Consider the following 13132-nt stretch of genomic DNA (forward strand, 5'->3'; position numbering starts at 1 on the left):
CCTCCCACAGTGCCTGCCCACCGGCACAGCCGGAACCCCCCGTACCGCCGGTCGGCGCCGGAACACGTGCAAACGCGGCCGGGCGGGAGCGCCGGCCCTACGACGCCCCCGCCCGGCCGCAGCCCACGGTCATCTGCTCAAACGTCCGCGTACTTCGCGTCGGCCGCCGGATCCAGCGCCAGCCGATAACCCCGCTTCACCACCGTCTGGATCAGCTTCGGTGCTCCGAGGGCCGTACGCAGCCTGGCCATCGCCGTCTCCACCGCGTGCTCGTCACGGCCCGCCCCCGGCAGGGCCCGCAGCAGCTCCGCGCGGGCGACCACCCACCCCGGGCGACGGGACAGCGCCCTCAGCAGGGACATGCCCGCGGGCGGGACCGGTCGCAGCACGCCGTCGACGAGGACCGCGTGCCCGCGGATCTCCACCTGGTGACCGGCGATCGGCAGCGACCGGGCCCGGCCCGGAAGTTCCTGGCACAGAAGCTGCACCAGCGGGCCGAGGCGGAAACGCCCTGGCTGTACCGTGTCGACGCCGCGCGCCTGCAGGGGCAGCGCGGTGACCGGCCCGACGCAGGCCGGGAGGACGTCGTGGCTGAGCGCGGAGAGCAGTTCGGTCAGCAGCCCGCGCTCCTCGGCCCGGTCCAGCAGGGACGCCGCGGCCGGGGCGCTGGTGAAGGTGAGGGCGTCCACGCCCCGGGCGACGGTGGCGTCCAGCAGGCGGTCGACCGGGCCGAGGTCCTCCGGCGGCAGCCACCGGTACACCGGCACTCCGAGCACCTCCGCTCCCCCGGCCCGCAGCGCCTCCACGAACCCGGGCAGCGGCTCGCCGTGCAGCTGCACGGCGACCCGGCGCCCCTCGACGCCCTCTTCCAGCAGCCGGTCCAGCACCTCGGCCATGGACTCGCTGGACGGCGACCACTCCTCGGTCAGCCCGGCGGCCCGGACCGCCCCCTTCACCTTCGGCCCGCGCGCGAGCAGTTCGACCTGGCGCAGCCGGGCCAGCAGGTCCTCGCCCAGACCCCAGCCGTCGGCGGCCTCGATCCAGCCCCGGAAGCCGATCGCGGTCGTGGCGACCACGACGTCCGGTGTCCGCTGGATGATCTCCTTGGTGGCGGCGAGCAGCTCGCTGTCGTCGGCGAGCGGCACGATGCGCAGGGCGGGGGCGTGCAGGACGACCGCGCCGCGGCGCTGGAGCAGCGCCCCGAGCTCGTCGGCCCTGCGCGCGGCGGTCACGCCCACCGTGAACCCCGCGAGGGGTCCGTGTTCGGGTTGCTGCTGTTCGTCGTACATAACTCTCGTCCCGCACTCGAGTCGTGGTGCCTGCCCCAGGTTGCTGCACCGGAGGGGGCCCTGAACGCACCCTTGGTGGTTACACCTGCATGCCGAACGAGCCTGTCAACGCTGCGTGACAGGCTCGGTTCGGCTTGATGTCGGCGGTGTTACGTCACACTTCCGCGTAGCTGAGCTGCGGCTTCGCGTCGGCGGCCGGTGTGGTGTTGGTCTCGGAGGCGGCCGGGCGGCGAAGGTATACGGCCCAGGTGACCGCGAAGCAGACGCCGTAGAAGGCGAGGAAGGCGACGAAGGCGCCGGTGCCGGAGCCCACGGTGAGGAAGGACTGGCGGAAGGCGAGGTTGATGCCGAGTCCGCCGAGCGCGCCCACCGCGCCGATCAGGCCCATGGAGGCGCCGGAGAGGCGGCGGCCGTAGGCGGCGGCGTCGTCACCGGTCAGCCCCTTGGCGAGGGCCTTGTTGTGGAAGATGCCCGGGATCATCTTGAACGTCGAGCCGTTGCCGATGCCGGTCAGCACGAACAGGGTGATGAACGCGGCGGTGAACAGCGGCAGCGACTTCTGCATCGAGGCCACGACGATGACCGAGGTCGCGGCGGCCATGGCGACGTAGTTCCACAGCGTGATCTTCGCGCCGCCGAAGCGGTCGGCGAGCGAGCCGCCCACGGGCCTGATCAGTGAGCCGAGCAGCGGGCCGATGAAGGTGACGTAGGCGGCCTGCAGCGGCGTACGGCCGAACTGGGTCTGCAGGACCAGCCCGAAGGCGAAGCTGTACCCGATGAACGAACCGAAGGTGCCGATGTAGAGGAAGGACATGATCCAGGTGTGGGCGTCCCTCACGGCGTCCTTGGCGGCACCGGTGTCGTTCTTCACGGACGAGATGCTGTCCATCTTCAGCCACGCGAGGACGGCGGCCACCATGATGAACGGGATGTAGATCCCGAGCAGCAGACGCGGCCCGCCGCTGGCGCCGATCACCGCGAGACCCACGAGCTGGACCACGGGCACGCCGATGTTGCCGCCGCCGGCGTTCAGGCCGAGCGCCCACCCCTTCTTGCGCAGGGGGAAGAAGGCGTTGATGTTGGTCATGCTGGAGGCGAAGTTGCCACCGCCGACACCGGCCAGCATCGCGCAGAGCAGGAACGTGGTGAACGACGTCCCGGGCTCCATCACGAGGAACGCGGCGACCGTGGGCAGGAGCAGCAGGCTCGCCGAGATGACCGTCCACATCCGGCCACCGAAGACGGCTACGGCGAAGGTGTAGGGCACGCGGACGATGGCGCCGACGAGCGTGGCCATCGAGACGATCGTGAACTTGTCCGCGGGGGTGAGCCCGTACTCCGGTCCCATGAAGAGCACCATCACCGACCACAGGGTCCAGATCGAGAACCCGATGTGCTCGGAGAGGACCGAGAAGAACAGGTTCCGCTTGGCGACCTTCTCCCCGGTCTCGTTCCAGAACGTCTCGTTCTCGGGGTCCCAGTGATCGATCCAGTGGCCTCCCCTGCTTGCAGCGGGGGCTGTGCTAGGGGCTGTCATGACGCCTCCACGGTCTTCGGGCTCAGGCTCTACGAGTGGCTGATCCCGAAGGTAGGCAGGGCGCGTTTCCTCCCTGTGGCACCGAGTGACCGGAAGGGAACTTTGCTCTCACCCGCCGGGGCGGGCGGATGAGAGGTTGTCTTCATCGTCCGGGTATGACTCAGCCCCGCACGGCCCGCGCCCTGCGACGTGTCTGCTTCGTCGTCCCGTTCGGCCACAGCCTGGGCCGCCGCTTGGCCGCGAGGTCCTCGACCCAGCCCACGGCCATGACCATCAGGCCGATCAACGGCCAGACCAGGAAGAACATCCAGATCATGTACGTCGAGTCGAGTGCCGCCGTGGCCCGTTCGCTCTGCATGAAGGGCAGCTCGTACAGCTGGTCGAGGATCGGGACCGTGGCCATGATCAGGAGGTTGTGCCAGAGATAGATCGTGACCGCCCGGTTGTTGGACAGCGTGACCAGCCTGTCCCACTTCGCCAGTCTGCCCGGCAGTTCCTGCCAGGACGGGGAGTACTGGAGCAGGATGACCACGAAACCGAAGGACCACGTGGCCTGGGCCAGCGGGATGTCGTTCAGATCCCAGCCGTCCGGGCCCAGGTGACCCGAGGCCCACCACAGGCCGAAGGCCATCAGGAGGGTCGAGCAGGAGACGGCCACATAGCGCGGGATCTTCGCCAGGAAGCCCTCGTGGTGGGCGAAGCCCAGGACCCAGCAGCTGCCGTAGACCGCGAAGTCCGTGACCGCGTTGCCGGTCTCACCGGGGATCGTCACCAGGCCCGTGCCCACGACCGCCGTGAGGCCCAGCGGGGCGAGCAGCGTCGGCCAGGGGGCCCGGCGGAACGCCCACAGCAGGAGGGGGGAGGCCACCACGAACCACAGGTACGCGCGCAGGTACCACAACGGCCCCGCCGCCTGCACCGCCCAGGTGTCCTCCAGCAGGCCGGACTGCGAGCCGATGTGCCACGGGAACGGCGGTGCGCCGATCGGGACGACGTAGTTGACCAGGTCGAGCAGGGCCCAACTGCCGCCGTGGTCCGGGTCCTTCGTCGGGTTCCAGCCACCCGCGAACATCAACGCCAGCACCAGCGCGCTGAACGCCCACAGCGGTGGCAGGAGCCGGCGGACGCGTCCCCGGATCACGCCCCACGCCGGGCGGTTCAGCGAGCGGGCCATCAGCGAGCCCGCCAGCGCGAACATCACGCCCATGGACGGGAACAGCACCGTCAGCCACGCCCAGCCGAAGAGGTGGTAGACGACGACCCGGACCAGGGCTATGGAGCGCAGCAGGTCGAGATAGCGGTCCCGGCCCGGCTTCTTCGGCGCCGGGTCCGCGGCGGGCGCGGGGGCGGCCGGCTCCGGCTCGGCGTTGCGCTGCTGCGGGACGCCGTACGCGGCCGTCGACCCCGCGGGCTCCCGGAGCCAGGCCTCCGCTCCCGCCTCAGCCGGCTGATATCCGTGCGTCATCCCACCGGCCTCCGATCACCGTCGCGGGTACCAGCCGTTCGCTGCCGCGGCACCGGGCCGCCGGGCGCCTCCACGACGCCCGTGCGCCGCAGCTTCTGCCAGCGCAGGCGACCGCCGGTGAGGGCCGTGATCCAGGACTGGAGCAGCACGACGTACATCAGCTGGCGGTAGAGGATCTGCTGCAGGGGGAGCGAGATCAGGTGGGTCATGCGTTCCTTGTCCAGACGGAAGGCGTACGCCGCGCAGACCAGTTGGATGGCCAGGACGCCGAGCCACGCGCCGATCGTCTTCTGCGTCGGGCCGAAGATCAGGCCGTACAGCAGGAACACGTCGATCAGCGGGGCCAGCAGCGGCGCGAGTACCATGAACAGCGACACGAGCGGCAGGCCCACCCGGCCGAAGCGGCCGGACGGGCCGCTCTCCACGAGCGCCCGGCGGTGCTTCCAGATCGCCTGCATGGTGCCGTACGACCAGCGGTAGCGCTGCGACCACAGCTGCTGGACCGTCTCCGGGGCCTCGGTCCAGGCCCGGGCCTTCTCCGCGTACACGACCCGCCAGCCGTCGCGGTGCATCGCCATCGTGATGTCGGTGTCCTCGGCGAGCGTGTCGTCGCTCATGCCGCCGACCCGTTCCAGAGCCGACCTGCGGAACGCGCCGACCGCGCCCGGGATGGTGGGCATGCAGCGCAGGATGTCGTACATCCGGCGGTCGAGGTTGAAGCCCATCACGTACTCGATGTGCTGCCAGGCGCCGATCAGCGAGTCCCGGTTGCCCACCTTCGCGTTGCCGGCCACCGCGCCCACGTTCGGGTCCCCGAAGGGCTGGACCAGCTCACGGACCGTGGACGGTTCGAAGACGGTGTCGCCGTCCATCATCACGATCAGGTCGTACCGGGCGTTCGCCAGACCCCGGTTGAGCGCCGCGGGCTTGCCCGCGTTGAGCTGGCGGATGACCCGCACGTTGGGCAGGCCCATCCCCTCGACGATCCGTGCCGTGCCGTCGCTCGATCCGTCGTCGACGACGAGCACCTCGATCGGGTGCTCGCTGGCCATCAGCGAACGGACCGTGTTCTCGATGCACTTGGCCTCGTTGTACGCCGGGACCAGCACCGACACCGGTTCGGTGACCGGCGGGCCCCAGCGGAAGCGGCGGCGGCGCACCCGGCGGGCATGGATGCCCGACAGCAGCAGCATCAGCAGGAAGCGGCTGATGACCAGGAAGCCGATCACCGCCAGGCCGACCACCAGCACGGAGGTGATGTTGTCCGAGGCCTGCACCAGGAAGATCCAGGCCTTGCCCTTCCACTTCTCGATGCCGGTGACCGGGGTGTGGGCGCTGGGCGCGTCCAGGGCCTCGGTGAGGTTGGCGAACCGGTACCCCTCGGCCTTCATGTCCGGCAGGAACCGGTCCAGTGCCTCGACGGTCTGGTGGCGGTCGCCGCCGGAGTCGTGCATCAGGACGATGGCGCCCTTGCCGCCCTTGGGGGTGGCGCGGCGGATGATCTCGTCGACGCCCGGCTTCTGCCAGTCCTCGCTGTCGGTGTTGTTGACGACGGTGATGTAGCCGCGCCTGCCGATGTACTCGGTCACCGGCCAGGACTTGTTGTCCATGGCGTCGGCGAAGGAGGAGTACGGCGGGCGGAAGAGGGAGGTGCGGATGCCGGCCGCGCCGCTGATCGCCAGCTGGTTCTGGGACAGTTCCCAGTCGATGCGCTTCTGCGTCTGGTACGAGAGGTCGGGGTGGTTGAAGGTGTGCAGGCCGACCTCGTGGCCCTCCTCGACCATGCGCTGGACGAGATCCGGGTGGCGCGAGGTCATGGTGCCGGTGACGAAGAAGACGGCGTGCGCGTCGTGCTTCTTGAGCACGTCCAGGACCTTGGGGGTCCAGGTCGGGTCCGGGCCGTCGTCGAAGGTGAGGACCAGGCGGTGGTCCTGCAGCCTCAGGCTCTCGGTGCGCCCGCTGCGGGTGTCGATGACCGGGCCGCCCTTGAGGATCTTCTCCGGGACCTTGTCGGAGGCGGCGGAGGGCTGGACGCGGTGGTCGGCCAGGATCTCGTTGTGGACGTAACCGCGCAGCATCAGCATCGCCATCAGGGCGACGAGGACGAGCGAGGGGAGCAGCAGGCGCATGGGCACGCGGCGGCGCCGGGAGCCGTCGGGGGCTCCCTTCGCGGGCCCGTGACGGCGGGTGCGTGATGCCATCAGAGGGTGTACTCCGGGGACGGGGCGGCGGGCGCGGGGGATTCGTCGCCCGGCTCCTGCGCGATGGGTGTGGGGTCGCTCGGGCCGCCCGCGACCGTCCCGCCGGCGGGCTCGTCGATGGTGGGGGGGTCGGTCGGGCCCTCGGTGGGGCCGCCGCCGTCCGTCGGAGTCGGGTCGGGGTCGGGCAGGGTGGGCTCGGTGGGCGGGTCGGGGTCCGGGGTGGGATCGGGATCCGTTGCCGGGTTCTGGGTGTCCGCGGTCGTGTTCGGCTCCGGGGCGACGGACGCGCCCGGCTCGCCGGCGCCGGCCGACGCCTCGGGTGCGAGGCCGCCGGCGCCCGTGGACGGGTCGGTGCCGGCGGTGGCCGTCGGGGCGACGCCCGGGGAGACGTCACCGGTGCCGGAGGGCTGCGGGGCCGACTCGGCGGGCAGCGGCGAGGTGTCGACCTGCCCGGCGGGCTGCTCCTTGGGACGCTCCACGGGCAGCCAGGGCGCGTCGGAGTTGCCGGACAGCACCGTGGCGACGATGACCACGGCGTAGACCGCGCAGGCCAGGGCCACGGCCATGCCTATCCGGCGGAAGCGGCGGCTGCGGCGGCCCGACTCGTCGACGAAGACGGGCCCGTCGGAGCTCTCGCCGCCGCCCGGGCCGTCCTTGGCGGCGCGGAGCATGTTGTCGAGCTGCAGACCGACACCGTCGAGCTGGATGGTGACCTCGTGCGGATCGTGGGTGGCGCCGGGTGCGGCCGAGCGCACGGGCTCCTCGGCCTCGGCCGCCTCGGCCCACGGGTCGCGGACGGCGGGAACGGGCATCGTCACGCCGGGCTCCGGGAACGCCTCACTCCCGCGCGCCGAGGGCCGGTCGAAAGCCGACCAGCCGCCCTGCACCGGAGTCGGAGGGTGCTCGCCCGGAACGTTCCCGCCGACGCGGAGCACGTCCGTCTCACCCGTCTCGGAACGGGGCCGGTGGCCCTGACCGAAAACCTCTGACTCCCCGGTCGCCGGGAACGCCTGGGTCTCACCCCTCGAACCGGCCGGGGAGGAACCGCCCCCGAACCCCGGAACGGCTTCCGGCCACTCCGGTTGGGCGTCTTCTCGCCACTTCTTCACGCGCACGCACATCCCCCCACGGGACCGTTCTGGGTGCGCACACGACACTGAGCACCCGTCGCCGTACCGAGCCCCCACCCGGCCGAGCGCCCCCCTTTACCACAATGTGCTCAGGCGAAGAATGTAGCGCACGCGGAGGTTTCATGGTTGCCGCGTGTCAATCGTGGACACGCATAACGGTCGAATCGATGGCCGGAATCCAACCTCCGACGGGTGGCGTCAACCACCCTTCCGAGGCCGCCACCTGGGCAGCTGCCCGCCGAAGGGCGTCCAGAGCAGGATGCGTCAGCCCCTTTCGCCACACCAGTGAGACGGGCGACACAGGCACGGGATCGACCAGGGGACGCAGCACGGCCCCGGGCATGGCCGGAAATTCAATCACGGCGAGGACGGGGGTGCGCGTCTTGGCCATGATCCGCTGGAACTCCTCGTGGCCGACCGCGAGCGGCGCGGGCGGGGCGAGGGCTATCCCCCGCCCCTCGAACAGCCGGCGGGCGAGATCGGTCCACTCCGGCGTACGGGGGTTGCCCGCTCCGGCGTACACGGTCTCGCCGGCCAGCGCGGCCAGCGGTACCCGCTCCTTCTCGGCCAGCGGATGGCCCTCGGGCAGCAGGACCGCCATCGGCTCGTAGCGGACCGGCTGGTGGTCGAGGCCCGCGCGCAGGGCCGGGTCCAGTCCCGCGAACCGCCCGAACGAGGCGTCGAGACGCCCGGCGGCGATCTCGCCGGCCGCGCCTGTCAGACCGCTCTCGTAGCGGGCCATGAGTTCGTGCTCGGGGGCGAGTTCGCGGGCCCGCCGCAGGACCCTGTGGCCGGTGGCCAAACCCGGCGAGTTCACGTCCACCAGCAGGGGGCGGGCCTGGCCGAAGGCGGCGAGCAGGGCGTCCTGGGCCTGCAGGGCGCCGCGGGCGTACGGCACCAGCCGCTCCCCGTCGGGCGTCAGCGTGACCTGCCGGGTGGTGCGCACGAACAGCTCGGCGCCCAGCTCCCGTTCCAGCCGCCGTACGTCCCGGCTGAGCGCCTGCTGGGCGACGTACAGCCGTGCCGCGGCCCGCGTGAAGTGCAGTTCCTCCGCGACGGCGAGGAAGGCGCGCAGCAGGCGGGGGTCGAGGTGAGCGGGTGCGGGCATGCGGGGAACCTACAACGCCGGGCGCTTTCACAACACAGGTGCGTGAATGCTCACCGAGCAGGTGTTGGACCCCGTGATCCACTCGGGGCGAGGGTGGAGCCATGCCGCAACGACCCGCCATGAACACGCCGAGAGACGGCAGCGCCCCCCTGGTCACCGTCACCGCCGACACCCTTGTCGCCGTCGACTTCGGGTCCCGTGCGCGCACCCGGCCACCGGGCCCGTACCGCCGGCTCTTCGCCCGCCCCGGCACCCGCGCCTTCACCTTCGGGAACCTGATCGCCCGGCTGCCGATGGGCATGTTCAGCGTGAGCGCGGTGATCATGATCGCCGGTTCCCGGGGTTCGTACGCCCTCGCCGGCGCGGTCACCGCGACCGGCCTCGCCGCGACCGCCGTGGTCGCCCCCTGGACCGCGCGGCTCGTGGACCGGTACGGGCAGGCCAGGGTCGCCGTTCCGGCCACGCTCCTCGCGGCCCTGGGCAGCGTCGCGCTGCTGCTGTGCGTGCGCTTCGACGCGCCCGCCTGGACACTGTTCGCCGCGTACGCCGCCACCGCGACCACGCCCAACACCGGCGGCATGTCCCGCGCCCGCTGGGCCCATCTGCTCAAGGGCGACGCCGACGCCCTGCACACCGCGAACTCCTTCGAACAGGCCGCCGACGAGCTGTGCTTCATGCTCGGCCCGGTGCTCGCGGCCTTCCTGTGCGGGACGTTCTTCCCGGAGGCCGGGACGCTGGTCGGGGCGGTGCTCCTCGTGACCGGCGTGCTGGTGTTCGCCGCCCAGCGGTCGACCGAGCCGCCGCCCCGGGGCCGCACTGCCGCGACGGACGCACCGCCGCCCCTGCGCTCCCCCGGCATGCCCGCGCTGCTGGCCGTCTGCCTGGCCATGGGGGCGGTGTTCGGCGCGACGGAGGTCGTGACGATCGCGTTCGCGGACGCTTCGGGCCACCGTACGGCGGCGGGCGCGGTGCTCGCCCTCCAGGCGGCCGGATCCTGCGCTGCGGGCCTGTGGTACGGCCGGCTGAGGCTCTCCGGGTCCGCCGAGCACCGCTACCCGTGGTGCATAGCGGTGATGGCGGCGCTGCTGACCCTGCCCCTGCTCGCCGCGTCCCTCACCGGATCGCTGCTGCTGCTGTCCGCCGCCCTGCTGGTCTCCGGCATGGCCACGGCGCCGACGATGATCACCAACATGTCCCTGGTGCAGCGGCGCTCCCCGGACGGCCGCCTGAACGAGGGCATGACGCTCGCGGTGACCGCGCTGCTCGGCGGTATCGCGTGCGGCAGCGCGACCGGCGGCTGGCTGGTGGAGCGCCTGTCCCCGGCGGCCGGGTACGGGGTGCCGATCGCGGCGGCGGCCGTGGCACTGCTGTTCTCGCTGACGGCGCGGCGCGGCTGGACCACGGCCTGACCGTGTGTCGCTGCCACCGCGGATGACGGAACGCGGCAGTACGGCCCGGCGGACGCGGGCATGACGGGCCGTCGCCGCCCGCGGCGGCGGTCACCTGCCCGGACCGTCACCCGGGACCGCGCTCAGCCCAGCCCCCAAGCCCGCCCCATCCGGTACGCGGCGCACAGATCCACGTCGAGCAGATACGCCCCGGCACTCCCGCACTGCTCGCTCCCGGCCCCCGGGTCGACGGGCTGGCCGTGTCCCGTCCCGGTGAGGCTGTAGGTCTCCACGACCGCGCGTCCGGACGCGTCCCGGAAGACCTGGTGGGGGTGTCCGGCGACCGTGTCGCTCAGGTCGGCCGTCCGGTCGGTGCCGTGCACGTCGGTCCACTGGCCTGTCAGGTCGGTCATGTTGACCGGCCTGACGGTGTGGTCGGCCGTGCCCTGGAAGGCGATCAGCGTGGGCCAGGGACCGGGGTGGCCGGGTCGGGCGGCGCGCACCCGGTCGCCCCACTGACGCGGGCTCTGCGTGGCCCCGACGTACATGCACACGTACGGCGATCCGGCCGCCTGGGCACACCCGTACGGCAGCCCGGCGACGATCCCGCCCGCCGCGAACTTCTCCGGATACGCGGCCATCATCACGGCCGTCATCCCGCCCCCGGCGGACAGCCCGGTGACATACACCCGCGACGCGTCACCGGAGACGTCGGCGAGCTGCCGGTCCACCATCTGCGCGACGGAGGCGGCCTCGCCCCGGCCGCGGGCGATGTCGCCGCTCTGGAACCAGTTGAAGCAGGACGAGGGGTTGTTGGCGCCCTGCTGCTGCGGCAGGACGACGGAGAAGCCCCACCGGTCGGCGAGCTGCGTCCATCCGCTGCCGGTGCCGTAGCCGGAGGCGTTCTGCGTGCAGCCGTGCAGCGCGACGACCACGGGCCGTCCGGCGGGAAGCTGGTCGGGAACGTACCGGAACATGCGCAGTGCGCCCGGATCGGACCCGAACCCGGTGACCTCCTGCAGCGAGGCGGCCGCGGCTCTGCCCGGTGTGAGAAGGGCGGTGATCAGGGCGAGGAGAAGAGTCACCCCGACGGCGGTTCGACGACGTGCGGCTGGGGTCCGTGTCATGCGGAAGAACCGTAGAAGCGTGAACGGCCCCTCGATATGGAGCGGGACACCACAACGGACCTGCGCGCCATGGTGGTTCACCCGGTGAGCGAACCGTCCCCGCGGAACTGCCGAAGGAACGTCCTCGGGTCCCGCACGACCTCCCACAGGCCGAGCCCCAGCAGCAGCACACTGCTGACGAAGCACACCCAGAACACGAACTGGGCGCCCGGCGCGAGGTCGTGGGTGCTGCCGGACTCGTACAGGCAGTAGGCCTGCGGGGGAAACGCCTTGGAGACGCCGACGCCGCCGTGGTACATGGAGCAGGGGTCCTCGCCGGGATCCTTGATCGTGTCGTCGGCCGTGACGACGAGCAGCCAGGCCAGCGCCGCCACCGGAACGGTGAGGAACACGCTCATCTTCGCCCACAGCGGCAGGCGTGGGTGCCCCAGGAGCCCGATGAGAGCGACCAGCACGACACCGAACACCGCGGCGACGGCGGCGGCCGCGGACGTGTCGTCGAGCACCGCCTGAAGCAACCAGACCAGCCCGGCCACCGCAGGCGCGGTCAGGACGACGACCCTGACACCGGGCGGGATGCGCGGGTGGGCGAGCAGGAACACCGCGACCGCGCACCCGAGGAGGATCAGAAAGCCGGTCATCGGCCACCGCGGTTCACGGAGTCGGGAAGGCCGAGGGGACGGCGGACGCGGGCGGCGGCGTCGGCCGCCCGGTGGCGGTGCCGGCGCCCCGGTACGTCTCGTCCTTCTTCCACGGCCCGACGCCGAGCCTGCCCGTCGTCCCGAGGTCGAACTCCGGCACCACCGTCACGGCAGGGGCACCCGGCTTCGCCCGGACACGGACGTACGGCGCGTTCACCGGTTCACCTGCCCCGGTGGTGTTGCGCCACGCCAGCCCCGCCTGCGCGGCCTCACCCGGTCGCAGGACGACGGGGCGCGGGCCGCCCTCGCCGCCGGCGGCCGGGCTGATCCGCTCGGTTCCGTGGAGGATGCGCACACTGTCGATGAAGTCGTGCTCCTCATCGAGGAGTTCCAGCTCCGGGTAACCGTCGAGCCGGTACGGCCGGGTGCCGCAGTTGACGAGGTGCAGCCCGACGACGCGCAGGCCCAGGGCGGCGTCCCCCCGGTCCGCGTAGACGTGGACCCCGGACGCCGGACACGGCCCCGAGGCCGTCGACGCCTCGTCGGCGGGCACGCTGCGCACCTTCAGCACCTGCGCGCCCGACACGTCGAAGGCCCGCCCGGGCGACCGGCTCATGGCGACGGATCTTGTGACCGTCCGCCCCGGGGCGACCGACTCGACGGTCTGCTCGACGTTGTCGACCGCGCCTGCGGTTCCGCTGCGGAAGCTGATGGTGACGCTGTAAGTGAGCGGCTCCCGCTGCCGGTTGGTGACCTCGAAGTCGGCGGAGTAATCGGCCGCGCAGCCGCTCTGCGGCCCCCAGGCGTACAGGCCGGTGACCTCGACGCCGTGTTCGCCCGGACCGGTGAGCGAGGGGAGCGGAAGCGGTGTGGGCGTACCGGAGGGGCTGGGGCCGGACGCCGGCTGTCCGGTCGGCGGGGTGCTGCCGTACTGCGTGAACTCCGAGGGGCACAGCGCCTCGGCCCGCACCGGAGCGTCCCCGCCGCCGCGCGCCTGCCCCGCATCGCCCTCCGCCGAGGGGCGCTGCGAACCGCACGCGGCGAGTAACAGGACACCGGCGAGGACGGCCGGGACGGTGCGGGGGGTGGTGGTCATCGGCCCACCCCACCAGGGCGGTGGGGCACAGGCTGTGGCGGAACCCACACCTCCGGTCACAGGGGTGTCACAGATCACTCGGCGATACGGGCAGCGGGAGACGGCAAGACGAAGGCCCCGCTGCCCGGAAGCAGCGGGGCCTTCGCCCAC

The 13132-nt window shown here is 72.1% G+C and carries 10 protein-coding genes; 1 reads left to right on the forward strand and 9 read right to left on the reverse strand.

The features are described 5' to 3' along the window. Positions 1-137: 137 nt before the first annotated feature. The 6 genes from ACWCPI_RS16285 to ACWCPI_RS16310 all read right to left on the reverse strand — a co-directional run bounded on the left by ACWCPI_RS16285 (position 138) and on the right by ACWCPI_RS16310 (position 8730). Complete coding sequence (locus ACWCPI_RS16285) at positions 138-1289, reverse strand: uroporphyrinogen-III synthase (protein ID WP_451038726.1); 1152 nt, start codon at positions 1287-1289, stop codon at positions 138-140. Between the two features lie 154 nt (positions 1290-1443). After that, positions 1444-2826, reverse strand: coding sequence for a nitrate/nitrite transporter (locus ACWCPI_RS16290; protein WP_451038727.1), 1383 nt, complete (start codon positions 2824-2826; stop codon positions 1444-1446). A 160-nt stretch (positions 2827-2986) separates the two neighbouring features. Then, positions 2987-4291, reverse strand: a complete 1305-nt coding sequence (locus tag ACWCPI_RS16295; protein ID WP_451038728.1) for an acyltransferase family protein — start codon at positions 4289-4291, stop codon at positions 2987-2989. After that, entirely contained in the window at positions 4288-6492 is a 2205-nt protein-coding gene (locus ACWCPI_RS16300) for a glycosyltransferase (RefSeq protein WP_451038729.1), read from the reverse strand. Before ACWCPI_RS16300 ends, ACWCPI_RS16295 begins: the two co-directional genes overlap by 4 nt. Further along, positions 6492-7304: a hypothetical protein gene (locus tag ACWCPI_RS16305; RefSeq protein WP_451038795.1), complete on the reverse strand. Its 813-nt coding sequence runs from the start codon at positions 7302-7304 to the stop codon at positions 6492-6494. The genes ACWCPI_RS16300 and ACWCPI_RS16305 overlap by 1 nt, the downstream gene beginning before the upstream one ends. A gap of 454 nt (positions 7305-7758) precedes the next feature. Further along, positions 7759-8730, reverse strand: a complete 972-nt coding sequence (locus ACWCPI_RS16310; protein ID WP_451038730.1) for a LysR family transcriptional regulator — start codon at positions 8728-8730, stop codon at positions 7759-7761. 101 nt (positions 8731-8831) lie between these two features. Here ACWCPI_RS16310 and ACWCPI_RS16315 point away from each other — a divergent pair, with 101 nt between their 5' ends. Next, a complete protein-coding gene (locus tag ACWCPI_RS16315; protein ID WP_451038731.1) occupies positions 8832-10139 on the forward strand; it encodes an MFS transporter in 1308 nt (435 codons plus the stop codon). Positions 10140-10261: 122 nt separating this feature from the next. Here the strand turns inward: ACWCPI_RS16315 and ACWCPI_RS16320 are convergent, their stop codons facing one another. The 3 genes from ACWCPI_RS16320 to ACWCPI_RS16330 form a co-directional block, all read right to left on the reverse strand. After that, positions 10262-11245 carry an extracellular catalytic domain type 1 short-chain-length polyhydroxyalkanoate depolymerase gene (locus tag ACWCPI_RS16320; RefSeq protein WP_451038732.1) on the reverse strand — a complete coding sequence of 328 codons (984 nt, stop codon included), beginning with the start codon at positions 11243-11245 and terminating at the stop codon, positions 10262-10264. Positions 11246-11322: 77 nt separating this feature from the next. Continuing rightward, positions 11323-11886 (reverse strand): hypothetical protein, encoded by a 564-nt coding sequence (locus ACWCPI_RS16325; RefSeq protein ID WP_451038733.1) that lies wholly within the window; start codon positions 11884-11886, stop codon positions 11323-11325. A gap of 13 nt (positions 11887-11899) precedes the next feature. Further along, complete coding sequence (locus tag ACWCPI_RS16330; RefSeq protein ID WP_451038734.1) at positions 11900-12982, reverse strand: DUF4232 domain-containing protein; 1083 nt, start codon at positions 12980-12982, stop codon at positions 11900-11902. Positions 12983-13132 lie beyond the last annotated feature (150 nt).

The sequence above is a fragment of the Streptomyces sp. NPDC001920 genome (genome assembly GCF_053594495.1).

What these genes read in the sequence shown, in the direction of transcription:
- ACWCPI_RS16295 (WP_451038728.1), bottom strand. Translation starts at nt 4,291, where the DNA reads ATGACGCACGGATATCAGCCGGCTGAGGCGGGAGCGGAGGCCTGGCTC.
- ACWCPI_RS16325 (WP_451038733.1), bottom strand. Translation starts at nt 11,886, where the DNA reads ATGACCGGCTTTCTGATCCTCCTCGGGTGCGCGGTCGCGGTGTTCCTG.
- ACWCPI_RS16290 (WP_451038727.1), bottom strand. Translation starts at nt 2,826, where the DNA reads ATGACAGCCCCTAGCACAGCCCCCGCTGCAAGCAGGGGAGGCCACTGG.
- ACWCPI_RS16305 (WP_451038795.1), bottom strand. Translation starts at nt 7,304, where the DNA reads ATGCCCGTTCCCGCCGTCCGCGACCCGTGGGCCGAGGCGGCCGAGGCC.
- ACWCPI_RS16310 (WP_451038730.1), bottom strand. Translation starts at nt 8,730, where the DNA reads ATGCCCGCACCCGCTCACCTCGACCCCCGCCTGCTGCGCGCCTTCCTC.
- ACWCPI_RS16315 (WP_451038731.1), top strand. Translation starts at nt 8,832, where the DNA reads ATGCCGCAACGACCCGCCATGAACACGCCGAGAGACGGCAGCGCCCCC.
- ACWCPI_RS16285 (WP_451038726.1), bottom strand. Translation starts at nt 1,289, where the DNA reads ATGTACGACGAACAGCAGCAACCCGAACACGGACCCCTCGCGGGGTTC.
- ACWCPI_RS16330 (WP_451038734.1), bottom strand. Translation starts at nt 12,982, where the DNA reads ATGACCACCACCCCCCGCACCGTCCCGGCCGTCCTCGCCGGTGTCCTG.
- ACWCPI_RS16320 (WP_451038732.1), bottom strand. Translation starts at nt 11,245, where the DNA reads ATGACACGGACCCCAGCCGCACGTCGTCGAACCGCCGTCGGGGTGACT.
- ACWCPI_RS16300 (WP_451038729.1), bottom strand. Translation starts at nt 6,492, where the DNA reads ATGGCATCACGCACCCGCCGTCACGGGCCCGCGAAGGGAGCCCCCGAC.